Annotated in this window: 25 protein-coding genes and 1 pseudogene; 12 read left to right on the forward strand and 14 right to left on the reverse strand. The window is 37.7% G+C overall.

Annotation, left to right across the window (positions count from 1 at the left end; all coding sequences use genetic code 11):
• Positions 1-24: 24 nt before the first annotated feature.
• The 7 genes from BGC7_RS00170 (at position 25) to BGC7_RS00200 (ending at position 4,592) form a co-directional block, all read left to right on the forward strand.
• Positions 25-303, forward strand: coding sequence for a hypothetical protein (locus BGC7_RS00170; RefSeq protein ID WP_050699534.1), 279 nt, complete (start codon positions 25-27; stop codon positions 301-303).
• Positions 304-426: 123 nt separating this feature from the next.
• Positions 427-1,800 carry a tRNA (N6-isopentenyl adenosine(37)-C2)-methylthiotransferase MiaB gene (gene miaB, locus BGC7_RS00175; RefSeq protein WP_050699535.1) on the forward strand — a complete coding sequence of 458 codons (1,374 nt, stop codon included), beginning with the start codon at positions 427-429 and terminating at the stop codon, positions 1,798-1,800.
• 215 nt (positions 1,801-2,015) lie between these two features.
• Entirely contained in the window at positions 2,016-2,219 is a 204-nt protein-coding gene (locus BGC7_RS00180) for a YtxH domain-containing protein (RefSeq protein WP_050699536.1), read from the forward strand.
• A complete protein-coding gene (locus tag BGC7_RS00185; protein ID WP_050699537.1) occupies positions 2,209-2,589 on the forward strand; it encodes an NfeD family protein in 381 nt (126 codons plus the stop codon). Before BGC7_RS00180 ends, BGC7_RS00185 begins: the two co-directional genes overlap by 11 nt.
• A complete protein-coding gene (locus BGC7_RS00190) occupies positions 2,579-2,950 on the forward strand; it encodes a hypothetical protein (RefSeq protein WP_050699538.1) in 372 nt (123 codons plus the stop codon). The genes BGC7_RS00185 and BGC7_RS00190 overlap by 11 nt, the downstream gene beginning before the upstream one ends.
• Before the next feature lie 62 nt (positions 2,951-3,012).
• Positions 3,013-3,996, forward strand: a complete 984-nt coding sequence (locus BGC7_RS00195) for an aminodeoxychorismate synthase component I (RefSeq protein WP_050699539.1) — start codon at positions 3,013-3,015, stop codon at positions 3,994-3,996.
• Positions 3,993-4,592 (forward strand): aminotransferase class IV, encoded by a 600-nt coding sequence (locus BGC7_RS00200; RefSeq protein WP_050699540.1) that lies wholly within the window; start codon positions 3,993-3,995, stop codon positions 4,590-4,592. The genes BGC7_RS00195 and BGC7_RS00200 overlap by 4 nt, the downstream gene beginning before the upstream one ends.
• 1 nt (position 4,593) lies before the next feature.
• On the opposite strand, the pseudogene BGC7_RS00205 reads toward BGC7_RS00200, so the two are convergent.
• Both BGC7_RS00205 and BGC7_RS00210 read right to left on the reverse strand, forming a co-directional pair.
• Positions 4,594-5,724, reverse strand: a pseudogene (locus BGC7_RS00205) (class I SAM-dependent RNA methyltransferase); the annotation flags it as partial.
• Between the two features lie 443 nt (positions 5,725-6,167).
• Positions 6,168-7,715, reverse strand: a complete 1,548-nt coding sequence (locus BGC7_RS00210) for a glycoside hydrolase family 10-like protein (RefSeq protein ID WP_050699542.1) — start codon at positions 7,713-7,715, stop codon at positions 6,168-6,170.
• Positions 7,716-7,818: 103 nt separating this feature from the next.
• Here BGC7_RS00210 and BGC7_RS00215 point away from each other — a divergent pair, with 103 nt between their 5' ends.
• Together BGC7_RS00215 and BGC7_RS00220 are read left to right on the forward strand one after the other, a co-directional pair.
• Positions 7,819-9,060 carry a metallophosphoesterase family protein gene (locus BGC7_RS00215; protein ID WP_050699757.1) on the forward strand — a complete coding sequence of 414 codons (1,242 nt, stop codon included), beginning with the start codon at positions 7,819-7,821 and terminating at the stop codon, positions 9,058-9,060.
• Positions 9,061-9,065: 5 nt separating this feature from the next.
• Positions 9,066-9,665: a ribonuclease HII gene (locus BGC7_RS00220; protein WP_050699543.1), complete on the forward strand. Its 600-nt coding sequence runs from the start codon at positions 9,066-9,068 to the stop codon at positions 9,663-9,665.
• Here BGC7_RS00220 and BGC7_RS00225 read toward each other — a convergent pair.
• The 8 genes from BGC7_RS00225 to BGC7_RS00260 all read right to left on the reverse strand — a co-directional run bounded on the left by BGC7_RS00225 (position 9,662) and on the right by BGC7_RS00260 (position 16,603).
• The gene (locus tag BGC7_RS00225; protein ID WP_050699544.1) at positions 9,662-10,234 is read right to left on the reverse strand and encodes a hypothetical protein; all 573 of its coding nucleotides are present in this window, start codon (positions 10,232-10,234) and stop codon (positions 9,662-9,664) included. The two genes, BGC7_RS00220 and BGC7_RS00225, sit on opposite strands and share 4 nt — an antisense overlap.
• A gap of 75 nt (positions 10,235-10,309) precedes the next feature.
• Positions 10,310-11,458: a 1-acyl-sn-glycerol-3-phosphate acyltransferase gene (locus BGC7_RS00230; protein ID WP_050699545.1), complete on the reverse strand. Its 1,149-nt coding sequence runs from the start codon at positions 11,456-11,458 to the stop codon at positions 10,310-10,312.
• A 20-nt stretch (positions 11,459-11,478) separates the two neighbouring features.
• Positions 11,479-12,453, reverse strand: coding sequence for a D-alanine--D-alanine ligase (locus tag BGC7_RS00235; RefSeq protein WP_050699546.1), 975 nt, complete (start codon positions 12,451-12,453; stop codon positions 11,479-11,481).
• 22 nt (positions 12,454-12,475) lie between these two features.
• On the reverse strand, positions 12,476-13,543 hold the full coding sequence (locus BGC7_RS00240) for an RluA family pseudouridine synthase (RefSeq protein WP_050699547.1): 1,068 nt from the start codon (positions 13,541-13,543) through the stop codon (positions 12,476-12,478).
• Positions 13,543-14,160 (reverse strand): PASTA domain-containing protein, encoded by a 618-nt coding sequence (locus BGC7_RS00245; RefSeq protein ID WP_050699758.1) that lies wholly within the window; start codon positions 14,158-14,160, stop codon positions 13,543-13,545. The genes BGC7_RS00240 and BGC7_RS00245 overlap by 1 nt, the downstream gene beginning before the upstream one ends.
• 226 nt (positions 14,161-14,386) lie before the next feature.
• Entirely contained in the window at positions 14,387-14,851 is a 465-nt protein-coding gene (locus tag BGC7_RS00250) for an Lrp/AsnC family transcriptional regulator (RefSeq protein WP_050699548.1), read from the reverse strand.
• Between the two features lie 124 nt (positions 14,852-14,975).
• Positions 14,976-15,995: an FKBP-type peptidyl-prolyl cis-trans isomerase gene (locus tag BGC7_RS00255; RefSeq protein ID WP_050699549.1), complete on the reverse strand. Its 1,020-nt coding sequence runs from the start codon at positions 15,993-15,995 to the stop codon at positions 14,976-14,978.
• Between the two features lie 23 nt (positions 15,996-16,018).
• On the reverse strand, positions 16,019-16,603 hold the full coding sequence (locus tag BGC7_RS00260; protein ID WP_050699550.1) for an FKBP-type peptidyl-prolyl cis-trans isomerase: 585 nt from the start codon (positions 16,601-16,603) through the stop codon (positions 16,019-16,021).
• Positions 16,604-16,766: 163 nt separating this feature from the next.
• Here BGC7_RS00260 and BGC7_RS00265 point away from each other — a divergent pair, with 163 nt between their 5' ends.
• Positions 16,767-17,465 carry an SIR2 family NAD-dependent protein deacylase gene (locus BGC7_RS00265; RefSeq protein ID WP_050699551.1) on the forward strand — a complete coding sequence of 233 codons (699 nt, stop codon included), beginning with the start codon at positions 16,767-16,769 and terminating at the stop codon, positions 17,463-17,465.
• Between the two features lie 56 nt (positions 17,466-17,521).
• Here BGC7_RS00265 and BGC7_RS00270 read toward each other — a convergent pair whose 3' ends face one another.
• Both BGC7_RS00270 and BGC7_RS00275 read right to left on the reverse strand, forming a co-directional pair.
• Entirely contained in the window at positions 17,522-18,976 is a 1,455-nt protein-coding gene (locus BGC7_RS00270) for an aminoacyl-histidine dipeptidase (protein WP_050699552.1), read from the reverse strand.
• A 169-nt stretch (positions 18,977-19,145) separates the two neighbouring features.
• A complete protein-coding gene (locus BGC7_RS00275; protein ID WP_050699553.1) occupies positions 19,146-20,159 on the reverse strand; it encodes a lysylphosphatidylglycerol synthase transmembrane domain-containing protein in 1,014 nt (337 codons plus the stop codon).
• A 107-nt stretch (positions 20,160-20,266) separates the two neighbouring features.
• Here BGC7_RS00275 and rsmA point away from each other — a divergent pair, with 107 nt between their 5' ends.
• Entirely contained in the window at positions 20,267-21,052 is a 786-nt protein-coding gene (rsmA, locus tag BGC7_RS00280; RefSeq protein ID WP_050699554.1) for a 16S rRNA (adenine(1518)-N(6)/adenine(1519)-N(6))-dimethyltransferase RsmA, read from the forward strand.
• A 48-nt stretch (positions 21,053-21,100) separates the two neighbouring features.
• Positions 21,101-22,045, forward strand: a complete 945-nt coding sequence (corA, locus tag BGC7_RS00285) for a magnesium/cobalt transporter CorA (protein WP_050699555.1) — start codon at positions 21,101-21,103, stop codon at positions 22,043-22,045.
• A 91-nt stretch (positions 22,046-22,136) separates the two neighbouring features.
• On the opposite strand, the gene BGC7_RS00290 is transcribed toward corA, so the two are convergent.
• Both BGC7_RS00290 and BGC7_RS00295 read right to left on the reverse strand, forming a co-directional pair.
• Positions 22,137-22,574: an Hsp20/alpha crystallin family protein gene (locus BGC7_RS00290; protein ID WP_050699556.1), complete on the reverse strand. Its 438-nt coding sequence runs from the start codon at positions 22,572-22,574 to the stop codon at positions 22,137-22,139.
• Positions 22,575-22,974: 400 nt separating this feature from the next.
• On the reverse strand, positions 22,975-23,853 hold the full coding sequence (locus tag BGC7_RS00295) for an outer membrane beta-barrel protein (RefSeq protein WP_050699557.1): 879 nt from the start codon (positions 23,851-23,853) through the stop codon (positions 22,975-22,977).
• Position 23,854 lies beyond the last annotated feature (1 nt).

The raw sequence follows: 23,854 nt of genomic DNA on the forward strand, positions 1-23,854 counted from the left end.
AAATTATAATAATCAAATAGATATATGAAACTGAAAGAAGAGACTAAGAATAAGTCGGTTATGACTACAAGCCATGTTCTTACACAAGGCTCTCCCGTTACTTTTGTCTTATACGACGAAGATGGAGACTGGCAACTGTTTGGAGATGATGAGGTGACAGCAGATGAAGATGCTTATCTGGTATCTGTAGAAGAAATATTGGAGATGGAGCCGGCTTTGCGAAAATTGCCCGATATGCAGCCCGGCCAAGCTGTAGTTCGCGAAAAAGATAATACTCGTTGGTTCTTTGCCGAAGAGGAATAATGCAAAATTAACAAGTGTTGGATTGAAGAACTGGTTGGCATTCCAATTTTCTTTGTATTTTTGTCGGGCTAAACAGTTTGAGATAAACTGTTTTTCGAATGATAATATATAAAACAGATTTCTATGAATAACGAGAAAGGACTGGACTTTAAATCCACGACTGAAAACCAGGAAAGAAAACTGTTCATCGAAACCTATGGTTGCCAGATGAATGTGGCAGACAGTGAGGTTGTAGCATCGGTGATGCAGATGGATGGCTACACTATGACAGATAAGCTCGAAGATGCTGATGCTGTTTTTGTAAATACATGTTCTGTACGGGACAATGCCGAACAGCGTGTAGTACAAAGGCTTGATTACTTCAATGCGATCAAGAAAAAGAAGAAGCCGAATCTCATAATCGGAGTATTAGGCTGTATGGCCGAAAGGGCTAAAGAAGAACTCCTCGAAAAACATCATGCAGATGTTGTTGTTGGTCCTGATGCTTATTTAGATCTACCCAATTTGGTAGGAGCTGCCGAAAATGGAGAAAAGGCTATCAATGTGCAACTGTCGAAAACCGAAACTTATAAGGATGTAATTCCTCTCAAAATAGGAGGAAATCACATTTCTGGTTTTGTTTCCATAATGAGAGGCTGCGATAAGTTTTGTACCTATTGCATTGTGCCTTACACTCGGGGGCGTGAACGTAGTCGTGAGCCTCAAAGTATACTGAATGAAGTTGCCGATCTGCGTGATAAAGGATTTAGAGAAGTAACACTACTCGGACAGAATGTCAATTCTTATCTTTACGAAAATGAAGATGGCGCGACTGTTGACTTTTCCCGATTGTTGGAAATAGTAGCATTGGAAGCTCCTAAAATGCGTGTCAGATTCACTACTTCTCATCCTAAAGATATGACGGATGAGACGCTCGAAGTAATAGCTAAATACGATAATCTATGTAAGTTTATTCACTTGCCTGTGCAGTCGGGTAGCTCTCGAATGCTCAAATTGATGAACCGTAAATATGACCGGGAATGGTATCTGGATCGTATAGCCGCTATTAAACGTATAATTCCTGAATGTGGGTTGTCTACAGACATTATGTGTGGTTATCATTCCGAAACTGATGAAGATCAGCAGGATACTCTGTCTCTTATGAAAGAAGTCGGATTCGATTCAGCCTTTATGTTCAAATATTCAGAACGTCCCGGTACTTATGCTGCTAAGAAACTGGAGGATGATATAACCGAAGACATAAAAATACAGCGTTTGCAGGCTATAATAGAACTGCAAAATGACTGCTCATTGGAAAGTAATAAAAGGGACATAGGCAAAGTGTTTGAGGTGTTAGTAGAAGGTTTTTCAAAGAGATCGAGAGAACAGCTTTTTGGACGTACATCTCAGAATAAGGTCGTTATTTTCGATAAGCAGAATTATCGTATAGGAGACTTTGTATCTGTTAGAGTAACAGGTAATACATCGGCAACATTGTTTGGTGAACCTCTAGAGTAAATCTGATAAAAAGTTATTTTTTCTCCTAGATATTTTTTGTTTTTCAAAAAGTGATTATCTTAGATGTTCATTTTTAAAGGAATAATAAAAGAATATAGACTACTTTCGGGTTATTATTATTGATACTGTATTAAATTCAATCTTTCATCAGTATAGATAATAATGAAATAAGTAGTTCATACAAGTATAGATAATTAAATATTAAACTGAAAATTATGAATAAGACAGGCTCTAACTTATTGTTTTTGGCAATTGGTGCTGCTTTAGGTGCTGCGGTTGGATATATTGCAGCTTCTGATAAAAAAGAAGAATGGTTGAAGGACATAAATAGCCTTGTAGACAAAGTAAAAGGAAACGTCAAATCTGCTGCACATAGAAGTAGAGAAAGAATAGATGATTTGAGAAACGATGTCGAATAATCCAGACGATAGAGACAAAGGACTTAATACTTTGCTTGACGAAATCAAGCAAGAGCTGTTAAGCTATATCAACAGAAGGCTTCGGCTTATTAAGCTGGACTCTTTCGAGAAGTTGAGTATATCGACTTCTATTCTGGGATATGGCTTAATAGTTTTTACTATAGTTGGTACGATCCTGTTCTTCCTTTTTATAGGCATAGCCTTTTTTATAGGAGAGTTGCTTAATAGTTTGGCAGCAGGTTTTGGTATAATGGCTCTTTTTTCGCTATTGGTACTGCTTATTGTGTTTATGCTAAGAAAAGGCATAAAGAAATCTATTCTGAATAACACAATTAAATTCCTTAGAAAAATTGATGCCAATGAAGAATGAAATAAGCCCTTTGGAAGAGCTTCGTCAGGAGAAAGAAATCGTTAGGCGGGAAATAAAGGTCTATGAAGACCGTCTGGCTGAAAAATGGGAATACTTATCGGATAATGCTCCATCTTTACTCTTCAATGCTGCGCTTAGCGGTATTGTTGGTTGGTTCGGATTTGGTAACAAAGTAGAATCTAAGGACAAAAAAGAAGGCGTGGGTTCTTCTGGAATAACTCACAGTCTATTAAGTGGATTAATGGCTTATTATCCTCTGATATGGGATATTGCGAAACCTATGTTGTGGAAGTATGCCGTAAGAAAAGTTATATCTCTCTTTACCAGTAAGAAAAAGAAAGGTAAAAAGGATAACGATTAAATCAGTATTTACAGTATATGCAATGGGAATAAGTTAAAACTTGTTCCCTTGTTTTTTAAAGAATGGAAACGATAAAAGACATAGATGTTATTCGCCATAAAATGAACTCTTTCGGTGTTCGTAAAGAGCCTTTCTTGTTTGCTGTAGATTTTGAACTGACTGAAGGCCTCTTTATAGAGAATCCCTTAGAACAAAAAGCTATATTCTTTGACGTAAATGGGGTAGGGAATACTATTCTTGAAGCCAGTGTATCTAGCGATGCCATTAAGTTTACTTCTGTTCCTATATCTTATAGCAAGTTTCAGGACAAGTTCGAGACTGTTCATAGAGGTCTGCTTAAAGGAGATTCCTATCTGACTAACCTGTCCATAAAGACACCTGTCTGTATCAATCTCTCTTTAGAAGAGATATATAGTAAGAGTATTGCCCGATACAAACTGTTTCTACCAAATAGGTTTGTTTGTTTCTCTCCCGAAAGGTTTGTCCGTATAGAAGGTAAACGAATATCTACCAATCCGATGAAAGGGACTATTGATGCTTCTATTGATAATGCAGAGAGTTTGATACTGAACGATTTCAAGGAAACAGCGGAACACAATACTATTGTAGACCTCTTGCGCAACGATCTAAGCATGATATCTAATAATGTAAAGGTTGAACGCTTTAGATATATAGATCGTATTAAGACTCACCAATCAGAGATATTACAGGTCTGCTCCGAGATAAGTGGCACCTTGCATGATGATAATAAAGACTTGTTGGGCGACATAATATTCAGAATGCTTCCCGCAGGATCAATATCGGGTGCACCAAAGAAAGCAACGTCAGATCTTATCCGGATGGCTGAAAAACAAGATAGGGGGTTCTATACAGGAGTGTTCGGTTATTACGATGGTAATGTGCTTGATACCGCAGTACTTATTCGGTTCATAGAGCAGTCTGCTGATGGGTACTACTATCGTAGCGGTGGAGGTATTACAGCCTATAGCGATTGTGAGAGCGAATATAAGGAAATGTTGGATAAAATTTATCTGCCTATAATATGAATACTCCTAGCTTTATAGAGACCATAAAGGTATTGGATGGACAATTTATAAACCTTCCATATCATTATGAAAGGATGAGTCGGACTATAGCTTCATTCCTCAATACGGCGATATCTATAGATCTGAGCATTGATGATATTCCTGTAAATTTGAGAACAGGCCTTGTGAAATGTCGTGTTGCTTATTCATCTAATTACATCTCTGTAGAATATACACGCTATACCTTTCGTAAGGTTGAAAGCCTTAGATTGGTAGAAGATAACGAGATAGACTATTCCTACAAATATGAAGACCGAAGCTCTTTGCTCTCCCTTCTAAGCCGTAAAGAGAATTGCGATGATATTCTTATTGTAAAGAACGGATATATTACCGATACATCCTATTCGAATGTCGTACTCGAAAATGCTACCGGACTATATACTCCTTCTTCTTATCTGCTGTCAGGAACAAAGCGTCGGATGCTGCTGGACCAGGGTCGTATAAAAGAAACTGATATAAAAGTGAGCGACCTGCATCACTATTCTAAGCTCTATCTTATAAATTCGATGATAGATATCGAGGACAATATATCTTTAGCTCTTTCTCAGGTCATTTAGTCTTTTGCTCATTACGCTTGCCTGCAAAGATGTCGTATCGTCTAAATTCACACTGCAAAGAGCCGTTTACAAGCTGTATTTTCTTCGATGGCTTTAGTCCTATCTTATCAAAGCATTCTTTCTTGTAGCTGAGTATCCATACCTTATATCCCATAAATACGTGCTTAAGGCGCTCACCTATCATTTCATATAGCCCAAACAAGTCTTCAGGTTTTATTCTCTCTCCGTATGGTGGATTGGTGATTAGTATCGCATTCTCGGCAGGAGCTTCTGTGTACTTTTCGAAAGGTTTTACCTGCAGGTTGATATGCTTTTCCACTCCGGCGCTTTTTATATTCTTTGCAGCAATACTGATTGCTTCCTCCGAGATGTCAGAACCGTATATCTTGTGTTCAAAAACCCGCTCCCCACCATCATCGTTGTATATTGTTTCAAACAAGTCGGCATTAAAACCTTTCCATTTCTCAAAAGCAAAATTCTGACGATATATACCCGGAGGTACATTCATGGCTATCATAGCCGCTTCTATGAGTAGAGTGCCCGAACCGCACATGGGATCTACAAAGTCCGAGTTGCCACGCCAACCTGTTTTCAAGATCATTCCGGCCGCTAATACTTCGTTCAATGGAGCTTCGGTCTGCGCTACTCTATAACCTCTCTTGTGCAGAGATTCGCCCGAACTGTCAAAAGATAAGGTACACTTATCATGTGCTATATGAAAATTTATAAGCAGATCGGGATTCTTTACATCTACCGATGGTCGTTTTCCTGTTTTCTGCATAAAATAGTCGGCTATTGCATCTTTTACTCTATAAGCTACGAATTTGGAATGAGTAAAATAATCGGAAAAGGTAATAGCGTCTATGGCAAAGGTACTATCTTCTGTCAGATGTTCGTACCAGTTCATCGCTTTCACCTTCTTGTATATCTCGTCTGTTGTCTTTGCTTTGAACTGATATACAGGACGTAGTATACGCAATGCTGTGCGACAATGTATATTTGCCTTGTACAACAGAGCCAAATCACCTTCGAAAGATACCATTCGGTTGCCCATCTCTAGATTGTCAGCGCCTAACGATATTAGTTCTTCTGCTAATACGTCTTCAAGTCCTGCCATTGTTTTGGCTATCATCGCAAAGTTCTGTCTGCTCATTTTCTTGTTTTAACTAAAAAGTAACGAAAGTAATACTTTACGTTGTTTTTTATGTTTCTTTTTTTATAATTATTTATGTCGATTATAGCTAGCTTTTGTTTAAAAACAATCGTTTCTCTGGCTTCTGTAAAATCCAATTTTAACTAAAACCTGACAAAGTTGTACACTTTAAGCCCCTCTTTGTCTCCCCAGAGAGGAGAAACTGCTGACGCTATCAATTCATTGCTCCTGTGCTAACTGTTGATTGATCAATATTATCAATTCTCCTGGCTTTGCCCTAGCCTCCCTTCGGGGAGGTTGGTGGGGCTATTTTAACTAAAAACTGACAAACTTGTACACTTTTGTACTACATTCCGCATTTATTTTTATTCGATCCTTTTGGCTTCGCTTGAGCCTTCCTCTATAGATAAAATTCTGAAAGATTATAATTTAATCTTTTTCGATTTTCCTTTCGATTCGTTGTGGAATCCGTCTACTGCCGTTACAACATATTTATATTCAATCCTCCCGCCTTCGTATGGCAATACATGGCTTTTCTCTTTTGTTATAGCAACTATATATTGGGCATCGTCCAGATTTTCCTTTTCTCCTTTCGGGAAACGATAAACTACATAGTATTGTGCAGTCTCCGGATCGTGCTTGTCAGAAAGACTTTCCCAGCTTAGAGTATGAGTTGTCTGAGTATATTCTTCCTGCAATTTGTCTACTTTTTTCGGCTTTTTGTTGTGCATATGTGTATATGCAGGAATTAGAGCAGGATATTTATGATAGTTATTTTGTAGCTGAGATGCTATCCCCTTATAGTTATCGAGTAGTTCGTAAGCAGGCCAAAAACAATTTCCGTGCACTGTAGTAAAACTTCGGGATAGTATCATTTTCTCTTTGAGCTGATTGTCGCCCGATGGAGTAGTCGCATCCATTGTACGTTTCACGTCTTGCCCTATATAGAGATGTCCGTCGTAGTTGTTGTTAGCCCACCATTCTATCAGTGTTTTATAGTCTGCCAGACTGTGTCCTATCTCCCAATATATCTGAGGCATATTGTAATCTATCCATCCATTTTTTACCCATAGTTTGATGTCGGCATACAGATCGTCATAGTTCTGTAATCCGTTTGTTTTGCTTCCCGACCCGTCAGGTGTGTTCTTTATGTTACGGTAAATGCCAAAAGGACTGATACCGAAGCGTACCCATGGTTTTGTTATTTCTAGAGTATGTTTTATTTCTCGGATCAACTGATTTACATTGTTCCGTCTCCAGTCGCCTAACTGATTTCGGGAAAACCCTTGTGCTTTGGCATAAGTGTCGAAACTGTTCTGATCCGGAAAAGGTTCTCCGGCAATAGGGTAGGGGTAAAAATAATCGTCCATATGGATAGCATCCACATCGTAACGCATTACTATATCTTTCACTACATCACATATAAATGTTCTGTTTTCAGGGATTCCCGGATCGAAATATATTTTACCTCCGTATGTTACAAACCGTTGCGGACATGAATTATATATATGGTTTTTTGCAAAAATCTCATTATCTTTCGACGATACTCTATACGGATTCAGCCATGCGTGTAATTCCATATTTCGTTTATGACATTCTTCTACCAGAAATGCTAAAGGGTCAAAACCTCCTTCCGGCGCAACACCCTGCACTCCGGTAAGAAATGCACTCCAAGGCTCCAGCTCCGATTTGTAGAATGCGTCGGCATAAGGTCTTGCCTGAAATATGACAGCATTGATGCCATCGACCTGTAACTGATCGAGTGTGTTAATGAAATATGATTTCAGTTGAGGCACTGTCATCGACCTGTATCTTGTTTGCCATGCGGTGCTTAACCATGCTCCCCTAAACTCTCTTTTAGGATGAGTCAGATCGGTAAACTTTACTCGTTGTCGTTGTGCTCCGCAAGATGAGAGAAGCATTACCAGAATTGGAATAATAAAGATGTAAGATGTCTTATATTTGCTCATAGAAGTAACATAATTTAATAAGTGCCTACAAAAATAGCAATAATAACTAGAAAGCCTTTTATCGAAATGGCTTACTTTTGTATTTAACAAACAAATAATGTATATGAAAGGGCTAATTATATCTGTTTTTCTGATTATTACTCTAGGGCTTTTTTCGGCAGAGCCTCTGAAAATCGGAGTTATTACCGATACTCATTATTTGTCAGAAAAACTTATGGATGATGGATATGCGGTTCAGGATTACATATTAAGTAGTGGGCGGAATATAAAAGATGTTCCTGCTGTTCTCGATCAGGTATTGGATAAATATCTGAATAGTGATATCGAAATATTGCTTATTTGTGGCGATCTGACTAAAGACGGGGAGAAACAAAGCCATATTGATTTTGCAGAGAAATTAAAACCTCTGAAAGATAAAGGTGTCAATGTTTTTGTCATTCCCGGTAATCATGATATCAATATGCCCACATCTGTAGAGTTTAAAGGAAATAAGAAATTGCCTGTTGATAATATTTCTACAACTGAGTTCGAAAACATATATGCAGACTATGGCTTCAATAAGGCTATAGAGAGAGATACTGCATCTTTGAGTTATGTTGTTCCGCTCGATAGCCATACATGGCTATTGGCTATAGATGCTGCTAGATACAATGAATATAAAACATCGAGTATTACAGCAGGCCGCATAAAACCTGAAACAGAAAAATGGATTGTAGAAGTGCTCGATAATGCCCGTCAGAAAAATATACAAGTAGTGGGAATGATGCACTGGGGCTTGGCGGAGCACATCATGTATCAATCTGTTTTCTTTAAAGACTATTTAGTAAATGATTGGGTAAGACTTGCTGATCTTTTTGCTGATAAAGGTATGAAAGCCATATTTACAGGACACTTTCATTCCAATGATATTACCCGACATGTATCGCAAGCCGGAAATAAGATTTATGATATAGAAACAGGCACATTATCCGGCTATCCTTATGCTTATCGCTTTGTAGATTTGTATGCAGATGGAATGACCATAAAGACCGAGAATGTTATATCTGTTCCCTCAAATCCCAATATGGCTGTAGAAGATAAGCATCGAATACAGGCTCTGTCTCAGCGCATGGCTAAAAATAAGTTGCAGGGATTAGGCTATGACATGCCTGCTGATATTCTGGATCAGATGGCTGATGTAATGAGTCGTATTTTTGTTTTGCATTTGTTTGGCGATGAAGTTGCTGATGAAAGGCTGAAAACTTCAATAGGAAAATTAGCCAAGATAATGGATAGCCCTATTGATATTGAAGAAATACAACTGGACTTTGAACCGGCAGACAATAATGTTCAAATAACTTTCTGACTATCATGTTACAATTATCTTTATACCCGGATCTGATAGAAGCCGGCTGCGATGAGGCGGGTAGAGGATGTCTTGCCGGACCTGTTTTTGCCGCAGCGGTCATTCTCCCCGATGGCTTTGAATGTGAAAAACTGAATGATTCTAAACAACTGAGCGAAAAAGAACGTTACCTTCTTCGCCCCTTGATAGAGGAAAAAGCCTTAGCATGGGCTGTCGGTATTGTCGATCATAAAGAGATAGATAAAATAAATATATTGAATGCATCCATTCTGGCAATGCAGCGCGCTGTCGCTTCACTTAAGATTCGTCCACAGCATTTGCTTATAGATGGCAACCGGTTTAAGAAATATGAGGATGTTGGTCATACTTGTGTAGTAAAAGGTGATGGTAAGTTTTTGCCTATTGCCGCTGCTTCGGTATTAGCTAAGACTTACCGAGATGATTTTATGCTTAAGCTGAATGAAGAATATCCGTTGTACGACTGGATAAACAATAAAGGATATCCTACCAAGAAACACAGAGATGCGATCAAAAGCCATGGGGTGACTCCCTATCATCGTCTAACATTCAATCTGACCGAAAAGCAACTTAAACTTGATTTTTAATAACCGAATTTCTTTTCGAAGCTGGAGGATATTTCTTCCAGATAATACAGAGTACTTTTTCTTGTGTTGTTCCTCAATTCCTGTAGGTTATCTTTGGTGTCGATGGCATTATCTGTTATAAAATCTTCGGCACGTATTACACGAGGTAGAGATTTGTCTTTGGATGAATTTTCGTAAAGATAGGATATGTCGGTTATCTCAAGAACACATTTGTCTTTGTATATGAATCCATTTATACGATAGCGCATTGTCATTTTTTCACGTACACCTTTGGCATTCGCGGGGAGTAATAACTCTATTCTCGATTTTGCGATAAACTCATTATTCTTTGCATCATGTCGTATGCTCGAGTTGAAAGGATCCTTTCCGTAATTGACCACAGACCATTCTTTGAGCAGTTTGTAATTATCGGCAGAAGTTGTACCAGTTTTAGATGGTATCTCTTTCAGGAAAGTGACTTTTCCTTCGATAACAGAAACGTTAGCAAACTTCTCTCCTTGTCGTACTACCTGAGAAAAGCATGCTGCCGGAATTATACTGAATAGAATATATATCAAGTACTTTTTCATAGTTTGAGTCATTTGTGTCTTGCAAATATAGAAATATATTTTTTATCTCAAAGAATGAAGAAGACTTGTTTACCCTTATGACTGTATCGCTTCCAGATGGTTTTTAAGAGTATTGGAATACATTTCCAGCATCTTACTCCAAGCAAAGTCATAGTCTATATAGTCAAGATCAATCTTTTTTATCTGTTTGTCTAAATAAGACTTGAAATTATTCACCTCATCGGATGTGTATTTATCCGCAAATCTATTTTCATTGTTCAGCAGGTCATGAGCAATATAATTGCAAGGGAATATCTCATAGTTAGAATGTATTTCCTTGTCTATTATTTGGGCAGCTAACTCTGGTTGTAAACGCTTGTCTGGTTCTGTTATTTTTTCCAGTTCAGGATTAATACAATTACAGAGGCGGAAAACTACATTTCCCTTTTGCCCTAAGATCCCTATCTCCATATTTAAGAGATCGTCTCTCTGAGTCTTCTTGAAGTCCGGATTGTCCCGTTTTTGCTGAAACTCTTTTGCTTTCAGATAATCGCAAGGGTCATACTCATAAGATATTGATAATGGAACAAGATTCAGTTCTTTCAGGCTTTCCAAAAATGATTTGTCGTCAGGGTACAAAGCCAACATCTTTAATAAGCTGTCTTGGGTTCTGTCGTCTGAATTTTTTGCACGGCCTTCCCGTTGGGCTATCCATACAGATTCTCCCTTTTCATTAATCGTATAATGAATATATTCCGACATATGCTTGGAAGCTATCAACCGTTCTTTCATAGAAAGTCCTCGCTTTACAATGAAGCTTTTGTTCAATCTCACAAGCTTATCTATCCATGGATGGATAAGAAGATTATCACCGATGGCTATCTCTGTTGTTGCCAAGTCCTGCTCATGACGAAGGATATTGAATAGTCCGGCATCGAGGACAATGTCTCTGTGATTAGACAGGTATAGATGTTGTACCGAACGGTCTATCTTATCCCAATTGTCGCCACGTATGCTTGTGGAAACTTTCATTCCCAGCGATTTGATAACAGGATAAATCATTTGTGCCTGAAATTGTTCTTTCGTTTTATACTTCGACATTTCTGCCGAAAACTCATTCCAGTCTATATCGGGTATAATATATTTTACAGCATGCTGAAATCCAGGGTCGACAAGGATATCCTGAATGGCTTGTTCTACTTCGTGGTCGTAAAGTGGCGCTATGTCGTTAAATTTACTACTCATGGTATATAATTTCAATTCACTTAAAATTCGTTCTCGATGATCTCTGTTAATACTTCAGTTATGTTTAATCCGGCAGCAGCTACCTGTTGTGGTACGAAGCTGGTTTGGGTCATTCCCGGAGTAGTATTTACTTCTAGCAGGTAAGGCGTTTTTCCTTTAATAATAAAATCAGCCCTTATGATCCCTTTGGCCCCTACCAAGTCATATATTTTAGAAGTAAGACTCTGTATTCTTTGTGTCATCTCTTCGGAAATACGTGCCGGAGTGATTTCTTCTACTTCTCCCTCATACTTTGCTTTGTAATCAAAAAAATCATTTGATGTAACTACTTCTGTTAGGGGAAATACTACTTCTTTGTTTTTTGTTTTGTAGCTTCCGCATGTAACCTCTGTTCCACCAATATAACTTTCAATAATTACATCCGATGTTTCTTTAAAGGAAGTTTCTATTGCTTCTTCTAACTGCTCTATTGATTTCACCTTAGTTGTTGCAAAACTCGAACCACCTGTGTTTGGCTTTACAAACATAGGAAATCCCAATCTATCTGCTATCTCTTTTGTACTATATTTAGTATCCTTATTCAAATATAAGGAATCTGCAACCGTAACACCAAAGTTTTTAAGAAAATTATTGCAAATGAACTTATTCATCGTAAGGGCTGAAGCCATCATTCCGCATGTAGAATAGGGTATATCTATCATGTCGAAAAAGCCCTGTAGCCGCCCATCTTCTCCCGGAGTACCATGTATGGTAATATATGCAAAGTCAAATTTTACCTTTACACTCAATATAGGATGCATGAAACTGAAATCATTTTTGTCTACAGGATATATTTGCCCGTCCGCATCTACAGTCCATCCTTCTTTTACTATTTTTACTTTATAGACATTGTATCTTTCTTTGTCTAAAAAAGAGTATATGCCGGCCATACTTTTAGCTGATATAACTGCTTCGGAAGAGTAACCTCCCCATACGATGGCAATATTACGTTTCATTTGAATTTCCTATGATTTTATATTAAATATCTCTGTTTGCTATATACCCACGCCATTTGTCTAAAAGCAGAGTCATATCTTTGGGGATTGGAGCTTCAAACATTAGTTCTTCTCCCGTACGGGGTTGTATAAAACCTAATGTTTGTGCATGTAGAGCCTGTCTTGGGCATATGCTGAAACAGTTTTGGACAAACTGTTTATATTTTGCAAAATTTGTTCCTTTCAATATTTCATTCCCTCCATAACGTTCATCGTTGAAGAGGGTATGTCCGATATGCTTCATGTGTGCACGTATCTGATGCGTGCGACCTGTCTCTAACCGACACTGCACGAGGCTTACATAACTCATACGTTCGATAACTTTATAGTGAGTTACTGCATGTTTTCCGAAGTCTCCGTCGGGGAATACAGTCATTAACATTCTGTTTTTCAGGCTTCGTCCTATATTGCCTTCTATACGTCCCTCGTCGGCTTCTACCGATCCCCATACAAGGGCTACATATTGTCGTTTGGTAGTTTTGTTAAAAAACTGAGCAGAAAGGTGGGCTTTTGCATATGCGTTTTTTGCAACCACTATTAGTCCCGATGTGTCTTTGTCTATACGATGAACAATTCCTAAACGAGGATCTTTGGCGTCGTATTCGGGGGTGTCTTTAAGCTTATATGCTACGGCATTTACCATAGTGCCCTGATAGTTGCCAAACCCCGGATGAACAACGAGTCCCGGAGGCTTATTGATGACCATGAGGTCTTCATCTTCATATACTATATCCAAAGGAATGTCTTCGGGAATGATCTCCAATTCGCGCGGAGGGCGATTCATCACCACCGAAATAGTATCCAGCGGCTTTATTTTGTAATTCGATTTTACCGGAATTTCGTTTACCAATATACAATTGGCTTCCGCTGCCTGTTGTATTCTATTGCGCGACACTCCTACTATATGCATAGCCAGGTATTTGTCTACACGCATTTGTCCTTGTCCTTTGTCGGCAACAAAACGGTAGTGCTCATATAGCTGAGATTCTTGTTCTTCTACAAGTTCCTCTTCAGCTAATTCATCTATATCGTCTAAAAAATCTTCAGTCATTATTCAAAGAATGTTCCTTCAATATTGTTTTCTGTATCTGGAATACTATCGTCCAACGGTTCGCCGCCTGCGCCTACAGTCATTCTTAGCGGAGAGCCTTTTGGTATTTTCTGGTTAGGCTTTATTTCCTGTCCTTTATAGGAAAGCGAGATCACTATTCCTGCATATGCAGAAGGAACTTCGTCTATTATAATCTTGTCGAAGCCCAGAGAATTAAGCTGAGCCTCTGCTTGCCTTCTCGAATAGTCTTTAAGCTCTGGTATGGGAACCATCTGAACTCCTTTTGCCTGTATGATAAGGAAGACTGTACGTCCTTGTTTTACTTTCGATTGTTCTTTCGGTATTTGCTCTATGATTGCTCCCGGAGTTCCTCCTGTCTGAAAAATAGAGTCTATAATTTCATATTGCAGATTGGATGAGGTAAGTATTCCTCCAGCCTCCTCTACTTGCAATCCTTTTACTGCGGGAACATTAACACTTTGGTCATGTTTAGTATATATATTCAGGAAGAATAAGACAAAAACTATAAGAGCTATTCCTGCAAGAAATATCAATAGTATATTTTTTACATATATATTTTTGAGAAGCCTTATTCGAATGTTTTCTTTTTTTGCCATTTGCATTATTTTCTTGATAAATACAGCTACAAAAGTATTAAAAAAAATGGATGTTTCATTTTATTTGTATTGTATAATTATAGCTTGCTCCCAATCTCTATTGCTATATAACATATAATAACAGGAGAACTTGTATTAATGATATTTCTTAACAGAAAAAGAAAAAGGATAATCCCTTAAGAGATTATCCTTTTTATATCTAAACAAAACTGATTTCTGTTATTACCTATTCTGTCTTAGAAATTGGTATCTGGCGTTTAACACCCTGGCTCAAAGAAATCATAGTTTCGGTAGCAACAACACCGGGTATATCTTGTATTTTGTTGTTGAGTAAGTCCATCAGATGTTCATTGTCCCGTGCATATAATTTTATTAATATGGTATAAGGGCCTGTCGTAAAATGAGATTCTACTATTTCAGGAATCTTATCCAGTTCAGGTATAACGGATTTGTACATTGAACCTCTTTCCAACTTTACTCCGATATAAGTACAAGTGTTGTAGCCTAAAACTTTAGGGTTGACAAAATATCCGGAACCAACTATCACATCCATTTCGATCATACGTTGTACTCTCTGATGGATTGCTGCACGAGATACACCACATTCTAAGGCTACATCTTTGAATGGTATCCTTGCATTTTGAGATATGATTTCCAATATCTTTTTGTCAAGTTTGTCAATTTTTTGCATGATATAAGAGCGTTAATTATTTATTCTATTCCAAATGTAAGTTGTTTTTTGTGAAAAATAAAACTTTTTGCTCGAAAAAATATATTGACAGCCCCAAAGTAATATATACCACTAACTTTTTGTCTTATTTTTTAGTTTCTATGCTCAAAAGCTCAACATCGAATATAAGAGAAGAGAAAGGCTTGATTGCTCCTCTGTCTTGAGCTCCGTATGCAAGATCGTATGGTACATAAACAGTCCATTTAGATCCTACAGGCATCAACTGAAGTACTTCTGTCCAGCCTTTGATTACACCGCTAACATTGAAGGTAGCAGGTTCGCCTCTTTCTACTGAGCTGTCGAATACTGTTCCGTCGATCAATGTTCCATGATAGTGTACTTTTACGATATCTGTAGCAGTAGGTTTAGCTCCATTACCCATTTTTACTACTTTGTATTGTAGTCCGTCAGGTAAAGTAACTACACCTTCTTTTGCTTTGTTTTCGTCAAGGAATTTTTTGTCAGCATCTATCTGAGCCGAGTATTGTTTTTTTAGTTCCTCTTCTTGTTTTGCCTGAGCTTTAGCTTGCACCTCCTGCATTTTTACGTTGAATAGTGAAGCTGGGTCAGATATTGCAAATTTACCACCCTTCATTGCTGTAGCCATAGCTGCAACAAATGCATCGGTATTTACTTTTTCTTTAGAATCCGGACCATACATTTGGCTGATCAGGTTAGGTAACATTTGTTGTGAAATCTGATTTCCGATAGCGATACCTGCAAAATAAGCTGATTGAGATTCAGGCGCTTTGATGCTTTCCTGTAATCCTTTAAGGAATTCTGCGATATTTCTGTTGTTTGCTTTAGTAATAGAGTCAACCTTAGACTTCATTTCTTTTGCAAGAGTTTCTTTGCCTTGTGCAGTAGAGTCAGAAGCTATTTGTCTTCTGTAATATGCACTAACGCTAGCAGTATCTCCTACAATACCTAGCTGTTGTAGGTGCATAGATAAACCTTGTTCGTAAAGGCTTGCTCCAAAGCTGTAAGAAATAGTATCCATTTCTGTTTTTAAAGAAGCATCTGTCGAAACACTGCCTCCACAAGAAGTAAGTAAAGCTCCTACTGCGACAAAAGCGCTAAGGGCAACAACTTGAATTTTTTTCATGCTTTTAACTAAATAAATTATGATTAAACAATTTCTAGAATTTCTACTTCAAAGACCAAAGTTGAATTTGGTTCTATAGTTTGTCCTGCACCGGATTTTCCGTAAGCAAGATTAGATGGTATGAATAATTTCCATTTAGACCCTGTTGGCATTAGCTGAAGGGCTTCTACCCATCCCGGAATAACCTGATTGACACCGAATGTGGCAGGCTGTCCTCTTTCTATAGAACTGTCGAATACAGTGCCGTCGATTAAGGTTCCGTGATAATGACATTTAACCTGATCAGTTGCCGATGGTTTAGGGCCGTTACCTTCTTTTAGTATTTCGTATTGCAATCCGCTAGGTAGTGCAACTACTCCCGGACGATTTTTATTTACAGCAAGGAATTCTTCTCCTGCTTTAAGGTTAAGGTCTAGTCTTTCGTCTTGTAGTTTAGAAAAATAATCGTTCATTACTTCTTTTGCTTCGTCATAAGACATCTCGGGGGTTGCTCCCTCCATTACATCTTTCATTCCTTTAAGGAAAACTTCGAGGTTTACTTTTTTAATGCCCGAAGTAATGAAGTTATTTCCAATACTTAAACCTAAAGCATAGCTGATTTTATCCATATCAAATAATCTTTTTTTTATTAGCCTTGTAAATCAGATTTTTAGATTCAGGCTAAAAGTTTTTATAATCAGTCACAAAAGTAATTCTTTTCACGATACTTTTATAAAATTTAAACCCGAAAAAACTATATTTGTATAGCATACTTACATTTTTTAATAGTTTATGAAACATATAGTTGTTTTGACTGGTGCCGGAATGAGTGCAGAGAGTGGTATTGCTACTTTCAGAGATTCCGGAGGGTTGTGGGAACAACATGCTGTAGAGGATGTTGCCACACCTGAAGGTTTTGCCCGAAACCCTAAGCTTGTTCTTGATTTTTATAATGCACGGAGGAGGGCTGCTTTTGCCGCGGTGCCTAACCAAGGGCATATCGGACTTGCTGATATGGAAAAAGATTATAAAGTGTCTATCATCACTCAAAATGTAGATGATCTGCACGAGAGAGCAGGTAGCACCTCTGTTTTGCATCTGCATGGCGAATTGAATAAAATGCGTTCTACTGTCGATCCTTCGCTTATATATACGCTTACTGCTGATAATCCGGAAATTCATTTGGGAGATAAATGTGAGAAAGGATCTCAGCTCCGTCCCCATATTGTTTGGTTCGGAGAGGCTGTTCCTATGATCGAAGACGCTATTCGCATTGTGCGCAAAGCTGATGTGTTGGTTGTTATTGGCACTTCTCTTAATGTGTATCCGGCCGCAGGTTTATTGGGCTATGCTCCATCTGGTATTCCTGTATATCTTATAGACCCCAACGATGTAAAAGCATATCAGCCGGAGATTCATTTTATAAAGAAAGGTGCTTCGGAGGGGGTCGGGGAACTTAGAAGGTTGTTGGATTCATCTTGTAAAAAGTAACAACCTGTATAAAGTAATAAAAAAGGCGAAGATATTCTCTTCGCCTTTTTTATTTATTATTTAATTCTTTCTAATGTTTTTATTAGATATTCATAAAACCTTTCGGTTGCATCTATTTCCACGTACTCGTCTGGAGAGTGGGCATTTAAGATTGTTGGTCCGAAAGATACTATGTCAAGTCCCGGAGTGCTACCAAGTATGATACCACATTCCAATCCGGCATGAACTACTACCACATGAGCTTTTTCTTTGTAAAGATCTTCATATAGTTTTGCCATCATATTTAGTGTATCTGATTGCGCGTTTGGTTGCCATCCCGGATAATCGTTTTCTATAGAAACTTTAGCTCCGGCAAGGGCAAATACGCTTTCCAGACTCGACGCAATTTCTTCTTTTCTGTCTTCGGAAGAACTGCGGGCTAACATTTTTGCTGAGATTTTGCCCGGTTCTGATTTTACAGAAGCAAGGTTTGTTGATGTTTCAACAATTCCTTCAAAGTCAGTAAGCATACTGATTACTCCGTTTTGGCATCCTACTACAGCGTTTATCAAGCTGTCTTGTATTTCTTCAGGGATAATGGTTTTAGGTAAGTCTGTCTTGTCTGCTTTGAAAGATAGGTTTGCTTCTACAGCCTTGTATTCTTCTTTATAGCGTTTTTCGTATTTTTTTACCAGTTTCAAAAAGTCCTTTTCATCTTCTTCCGGAAGAGTAACTATAGCAAAGGCTTCGCGAGGGATAGCATTTCTTAACGAGCCGCCATCTACTGTGGCTAATCTTACTTCGTAATTGCTAACGGCTTCTTTCAAGAAGAAGAACATAAGTTTATTTGCGTTAGCTCTGCCTAAATGTATTTCTGTACCGGAGTGACCTCCTCTTAGCCCCTTTAAGGTTACTTTGTAGGCAATATCCCCCTTGGTTACTTTTACTTCTTTAAATTCCCAGTCGGCATTTACATCAACACCTCCTGCACAACCTACACATAATTCTCCTATTTCTTCAGTATCCAGATTTAGCAAGACATTACCTGATAAAAATCCTTTTTTCAAGCCATTTGCGCCCACCATTCCGACCTCTTCATCTACTGTGAATAGGGCTTCTATCTTTCCGTGTTTCAGCTTTTTGTCTTCAAGTACAGCCATCATTGCAGCGGCTCCGATGCCGTTGTCGGCGCCAAGGGTGGTTGATTTGGCTTTTACTATATTGCCGGCGATCTGAGTTTCTATAGGATCTTTTGTGAAGTCATGTTTTACATCAGAGTTTTTCTGAGGCACCATGTCCAAGTGTGATTGCAGTATAACAACAGGTGCTTTTTCCATCCCTTTAGAGGCTGGTTTTACAATAAGCACATTACCTGTTTTGTCTTGTTTGACATCAAGACCCAGCGATTTGCCAAAGTCCATAACAAATTTGGTTACTTCTTTCATCTGTCCTGTCGGACGAGGAATCTGATTCAGATCATAGAAGTGCTTCCACAACTGTGTCGGTTTTAGATTAAGTATTTCTTTAGCCATAGTAAATATATTTTGTTAATTTACGAATAGTAACAAAGATATAAATTCTATGTATATAATAGGTGACAAGGATGTATGTTTTTAATTCTATATGGCGAATTATTTACATTTTGTCTAAATAACTCTTTCTGTAGGAGTAAGGAGTTGGCTCTTTGTCGAATAATTATGCCTATTTCGATTTCTTTATAGCCAGCATGCCCATTCCGAAGAGTCCGCAAAGTATAACCCAGATAGACTGAATGGCAAAAACGCCTGTTGCAAAAGCAGTAGCTTGTAAGCTGCTTACGCCATAGAGACTGAGAGATGCTATGACAGCAATTTGCCAAGGGCCGAGCCCTCCATTGGATGGTACACCCATGCTTATGCTACTGAGAGCAAAAGCAATAAGTCCGGCTGTAAATCCTAAGTTCTCGGTGAAGTCGAAAGCGAAGAAAGTAATATAAAAATATAAGAAATAAGATCCCCAGATGCCTATTGTGTATAAAAATAGACGCCCTTTGGTTTTCATTTTCCATATAGCCTTCATATCTTTAGACATCCCAGAGAGGAAATCTTTTATTTTTCGGACAATAAAGTTCTCTTTGAAGAACTTGAAAACAATGTATGTGGTTATTATTGCTGCTCCTATCGCTAAATATAGTAGTGGCGATTTTAATATTGACAATATAGAATCGAGCGTGCCTTGATTTTGTTTCAATTGGGTGATAAAGAATTGCATGTTGAGCAGGAAGGCAATTAGGGATATACACAATACTGTGATGGTATCGAATATGCGGTCTAGTATCATTGTGCCAAACAGCTTTGTGAAGGGAACCTTTTCTTCTTTGGCTATGATTCCACATCTCCATATTTCTCCTGCACGGGGGAGGGCGAAGTTTACGGCATATCCTCCATAAATCGCATAATTGAGGTTAGAGATTTTTGGCGAATAGCCGAGTGGTTTTATAAACAATTCCCAGCGGTAACCTCTTATCGTGTTCCCTAATAGACCAAATATAAGAGAAAATAACAGAATACCCCAATTTGCTTCTCTAAGAATACCCCAGACATCATTGAAATTAATGTCTCTGAAAAGATAATATATTATAAGGATACCTAAGCCCAAAGGCAATACGACCTTGATTAGCTTATTTAGTAATGAGCCTTTTGCGGATACGGGCGTCTCTTCGTTTATTTCTTCCATCCTGTAGGTGTAAAATGCAGATTCTTTACATATTCATTGTAGCATAGGTGCATTTTTAGCAATAAAATACTACCTTTGCGGCTGCAAATATAGTGATAATTATAAGTATGTCAGTAGTTAGACCGAAGAAATTCTTGGGGCAGCACTTTTTGAAAGATCTGGATATTGCCCGCCAAATAGCTGATACATTGGACGATTTTTCCGATGTACCTATTGTCGAAGTCGGTCCGGGTATGGGCGTACTTACTCAGTTTTTGCTCGAAAAGAATAGAGATCTTACAGTTGTAGAGATTGACCGAGAGTCTGTTCCTTATTTGCAGGATCATTATCCGGCATTGAAAGATAAAATAGTGGAGGCTGATTTTCTTACACTGGATCTATCTAAACTCTATGGCGATAAATTTTGTGTGATAGGAAACTACCCGTATAATATTTCGTCACAAATATTCTTTAAAGTCCTCGATTATAAAGATAAGATACCTTGTTGTTCAGGGATGTTGCAGAAAGAAGTTGCAGAACGTATTGCATCCAAGCCCGGTAAAAAAGCATATGGTATACTAAGTGTGTTGTTGCAGGCATGGTATGATATCGAATATCTTTTTACAGTGAGTGAAAAAGTTTTTGATCCTCCTCCGAAGGTTAAGTCTGCTGTTGTAAGGCTTGTTCGGAACAACCGCCAACACTTAAATTGTGATGAGAAGCTTTTTAAAACAGTTGTGAAAACTGGATTTAATCAACGGCGAAAAACACTTCGCAATTCGATGAAGCCTTTGCTTGGAAAGGATTGTGAAGCCTACAGTAATCCAATATTTGGAGAACGACCCGAGCGACTCTCGGTTGCAGAATTTGAAGAGCTGACTAATATTGTAGCCAATCATCTGACCCGAGAGTGACTGTGTGAGGTAATAGGGTACAGAAACACTTAAAAAAAAGAAGCGCTCATGTCTGAAGTAAAATTATTCTACCATAAAGACAATGCCATACGAATGAGCCGTAGCATTGAATTCTTAAAAACGACTCCAATTAAGAACTTCCTTTGGATTGACCTCAATAATGTGGATGAGGAGATCGAAAATGAACTGGAAGATTATCTGAAAATATATATTCAGGAAGAAGAGGAGATGGTTGAGATTGAGATGTCGTCCCGATATATGGAAACGGCAGATTCTCTTGTTGTAAACTCAAACTTCTTGTTAGGCAATTTTGAGCGTGAGCCGGTATCTTTTATTCTTAAAAATAATATACTGATAACAGTCAGAGGCGAAGACCTCTCTTCTTTTCATGAGACAATAAAGAAAATATCGGCAAATCCTAAAACCTATCCTACCGGTTACCATGTCTTTGTAGGCTTGCTGGAAACCCGTATAGAAATAGATGCCGATATGATCGAAAATATGACTCAGCAGATTACCACTCTGAGTAATAGTATCAGTATACAAGAGGCAGATGAAGAGCTATTGATGCAAATTAAAGACTTGCAGGAAAAGACAATGATGCTGAGGGAGAATATTATCGACAAGCAGCGTACTGTTACCAGTTTACTGAAAAGTGAATTGATGCCTAAAGAGCTGCGTGGTAGAATCACTATATTGATAAAAGACATCAACTCGTTACTGGAACATATACGATTTAGCTTCGACCGCCTCGATTACCTTCAGGATACTTTTCTCGGGTTTGTAAATATAGAGCAGAATAAGATTATAAAAATGTTTACTGTGATTTCCGTTATATTTATGCCTCCTACGCTCATTGCAAGTATATATGGGATGAACTTTTCTATAATGCCCGAATTGAAATGGACGTATGGTTATGAATTTTCCATCGGACTTATGGTAGGGGCTGTTGCTATTATTCTATTCTACTTTAAGAAGAAAAAATGGTTGTAGATATAATGTTAATGATATAATAAAAAATGTAATAAGGGCTGCTCAACGAGCAGCCCTTATTTGATTCTCCTAAAACTTAAATACTTATTTATTACTGTATTTCTATCTTTTTCACCTTGTCTTCTATTGCATTTATTTGCTTAGGCAAGGTTATTTGCAATACTCCATCTTTCTGGGAAGCTGTAATACTTTCAGTATCTACATTTTCGGGTATCGTGAAACTGCGGACGAATGAAGATGTTTTAAACTCTCTACGAAGTACCCTTTCATTTTCATCTTTTTCTTCAGTATTTTCTTCACTTTGAGCAGAAACTTTAAGAATATTTTTTTCTATTTCTATTTTTATATCTTCTTTCTTGAATCCCGGCACTGATAATTCTATACCGAAAGAGTTTTCTGATTCTGAAATATTTGTTGCAGGAAGGCTGTTTTCTGCAAGATTATTAAATACATCATCATTCAGATAGCTACTAAAGAATGATGGGAAAAAATTACCACTTCTGTCGAATCTTCTAAGTTGATTTTTCATAATCGTATCCTCCTATTTTAAATTTGTTTTTTAGTTTATATGATATTGTTTTCTATATCAAAGAACTATTTTGCAAAAAGTATGCAAAATGACTAAATGTCATGTTTCGAGAAGTGTTTTTTACCGTAAAAAAAACTTAAATAGTTTTTTTTTTGTTTGATTTATTTGATTTAAATATTTGTTTATTAGTGTTTTGTGTTTTGTTGTTTGAAAAGATTGAAATACTTTATACGAGAGAGTTTATTCCTGCTTTTTGTGTCATTATGTCTCTTCTCGAGTTTGTGCATGTAAATAGAAAAATACAATAAGAGAATCAAAGTTTAATGAATTCTCTTATTGTACCTGTTTTCGACTACTATTTCTCCTGATTGAGACGTCGAATAAAATCTAAAACTATTAATTATAAAATGAACGTCATCCCTATTTTTAGACCAATTGCCATCGGTACTATTTTCTTCACTACATCTATCGTTTTGCTGTCGTGGAAAATTCCTGATCCAATGATACTACTAAGATTGAAGTTCGGAGATGATTGTGCATTATAATTCACTAATCTCTTCGCTGCTTCATTCTTTATAATATTGTTTAAACCATAATCGAAATATGCTGCTGCATATAAATCATTCGATTCGCTGATTCTATATTTGGTACCAAATTCTAATGCTAATGCAACAGATGTTTTGAACTTTACTGTTTCTTTTGAAGAAATGTTGCTAAATGTTCCTACTCCCATAAATGGAGCATCAGTATATTCATAATTGTCTTCCGGATAGTAGGCTGTTGTGGTTACAGAGGCTATATCTCCTTTCGCTTTTGTTTTTATGGGAATGCTTATTTTTGCTCCTCCTGCCACATATAATTTGAGATTTCCCGCAGTTTGAAATCTTAGCATTATTGGAATGTTGATGAATGTAGAATTTAATTCCTCTTTCAGACCACTGGCCTTTTTTATACGATACTCAAAAGGTGTATTGTCTATATCATTCGTCCTGAAAGAGTCAGAAAAGTTCGTGCTGTTTACTTTGGCTTTGTAAAAAGCCATTTCTACTCCGGACGAAACACCCCAGTTGCTTTTGAACATGTAAGTGTAGCTTATTCCAAATTGTGTACCCATTTTGGACTTGGTGTCGAAGCCCGTTGCCACGTTGCTATATTTGAATGTATTAAGACCTCCTCCTGCATATGCAGAAAACTCATGTTTGCCATAGTCTTGTGCCCATATGTTTAGAGACAGGCTACTGATAAGCAGTATTAATATGTATATAATATTTGTTTTCATT

Origin of the sequence: Dysgonomonas sp. BGC7, assembly GCF_001261735.1 — a bacterium.
Taxonomy (GTDB): domain Bacteria; phylum Bacteroidota; class Bacteroidia; order Bacteroidales; family Dysgonomonadaceae; genus Dysgonomonas.

Excerpts from the sequence above, each read along its gene's own strand:
- BGC7_RS00170 (WP_050699534.1), top strand. The coding sequence starts at position 25 with ATGAAACTGAAAGAAGAGACTAAGAATAAGTCGGTTATGACTACAAGC.
- BGC7_RS00255 (WP_050699549.1), bottom strand. The coding sequence starts at position 15,995 with ATGAAAAAAATTCAAGTTGTTGCCCTTAGCGCTTTTGTCGCAGTAGGA.
- BGC7_RS00295 (WP_050699557.1), bottom strand. The coding sequence starts at position 23,853 with ATGAAAACAAATATTATATACATATTAATACTGCTTATCAGTAGCCTG.
- BGC7_RS00225 (WP_050699544.1), bottom strand. The coding sequence starts at position 10,234 with ATGAAAAAGTACTTGATATATATTCTATTCAGTATAATTCCGGCAGCA.
- rsmA (WP_050699554.1), top strand. The coding sequence starts at position 20,267 with ATGTCAGTAGTTAGACCGAAGAAATTCTTGGGGCAGCACTTTTTGAAA.
- corA (WP_050699555.1), top strand. The coding sequence starts at position 21,101 with ATGTCTGAAGTAAAATTATTCTACCATAAAGACAATGCCATACGAATG.
- BGC7_RS00290 (WP_050699556.1), bottom strand. The coding sequence starts at position 22,574 with ATGAAAAATCAACTTAGAAGATTCGACAGAAGTGGTAATTTTTTCCCA.
- BGC7_RS00245 (WP_050699758.1), bottom strand. The coding sequence starts at position 14,160 with ATGGCAAAAAAAGAAAACATTCGAATAAGGCTTCTCAAAAATATATAT.
- BGC7_RS00200 (WP_050699540.1), top strand. The coding sequence starts at position 3,993 with ATGAATACTCCTAGCTTTATAGAGACCATAAAGGTATTGGATGGACAA.
- BGC7_RS00190 (WP_050699538.1), top strand. The coding sequence starts at position 2,579 with ATGAAGAATGAAATAAGCCCTTTGGAAGAGCTTCGTCAGGAGAAAGAA.
- BGC7_RS00210 (WP_050699542.1), bottom strand. The coding sequence starts at position 7,715 with ATGAGCAAATATAAGACATCTTACATCTTTATTATTCCAATTCTGGTA.
- BGC7_RS00180 (WP_050699536.1), top strand. The coding sequence starts at position 2,016 with ATGAATAAGACAGGCTCTAACTTATTGTTTTTGGCAATTGGTGCTGCT.
- BGC7_RS00195 (WP_050699539.1), top strand. The coding sequence starts at position 3,013 with ATGGAAACGATAAAAGACATAGATGTTATTCGCCATAAAATGAACTCT.
- BGC7_RS00185 (WP_050699537.1), top strand. The coding sequence starts at position 2,209 with ATGTCGAATAATCCAGACGATAGAGACAAAGGACTTAATACTTTGCTT.
- BGC7_RS00270 (WP_050699552.1), bottom strand. The coding sequence starts at position 18,976 with ATGGCTAAAGAAATACTTAATCTAAAACCGACACAGTTGTGGAAGCAC.
- BGC7_RS00220 (WP_050699543.1), top strand. The coding sequence starts at position 9,066 with ATGTTACAATTATCTTTATACCCGGATCTGATAGAAGCCGGCTGCGAT.
- BGC7_RS00215 (WP_050699757.1), top strand. The coding sequence starts at position 7,819 with ATGAAAGGGCTAATTATATCTGTTTTTCTGATTATTACTCTAGGGCTT.
- BGC7_RS00265 (WP_050699551.1), top strand. The coding sequence starts at position 16,767 with ATGAAACATATAGTTGTTTTGACTGGTGCCGGAATGAGTGCAGAGAGT.
- BGC7_RS00250 (WP_050699548.1), bottom strand. The coding sequence starts at position 14,851 with ATGCAAAAAATTGACAAACTTGACAAAAAGATATTGGAAATCATATCT.
- BGC7_RS00235 (WP_050699546.1), bottom strand. The coding sequence starts at position 12,453 with ATGAAACGTAATATTGCCATCGTATGGGGAGGTTACTCTTCCGAAGCA.
- BGC7_RS00230 (WP_050699545.1), bottom strand. The coding sequence starts at position 11,458 with ATGAGTAGTAAATTTAACGACATAGCGCCACTTTACGACCACGAAGTA.
- BGC7_RS00275 (WP_050699553.1), bottom strand. The coding sequence starts at position 20,159 with ATGGAAGAAATAAACGAAGAGACGCCCGTATCCGCAAAAGGCTCATTA.
- miaB (WP_050699535.1), top strand. The coding sequence starts at position 427 with ATGAATAACGAGAAAGGACTGGACTTTAAATCCACGACTGAAAACCAG.
- BGC7_RS00260 (WP_050699550.1), bottom strand. The coding sequence starts at position 16,603 with ATGGATAAAATCAGCTATGCTTTAGGTTTAAGTATTGGAAATAACTTC.
- BGC7_RS00240 (WP_050699547.1), bottom strand. The coding sequence starts at position 13,543 with ATGACTGAAGATTTTTTAGACGATATAGATGAATTAGCTGAAGAGGAA.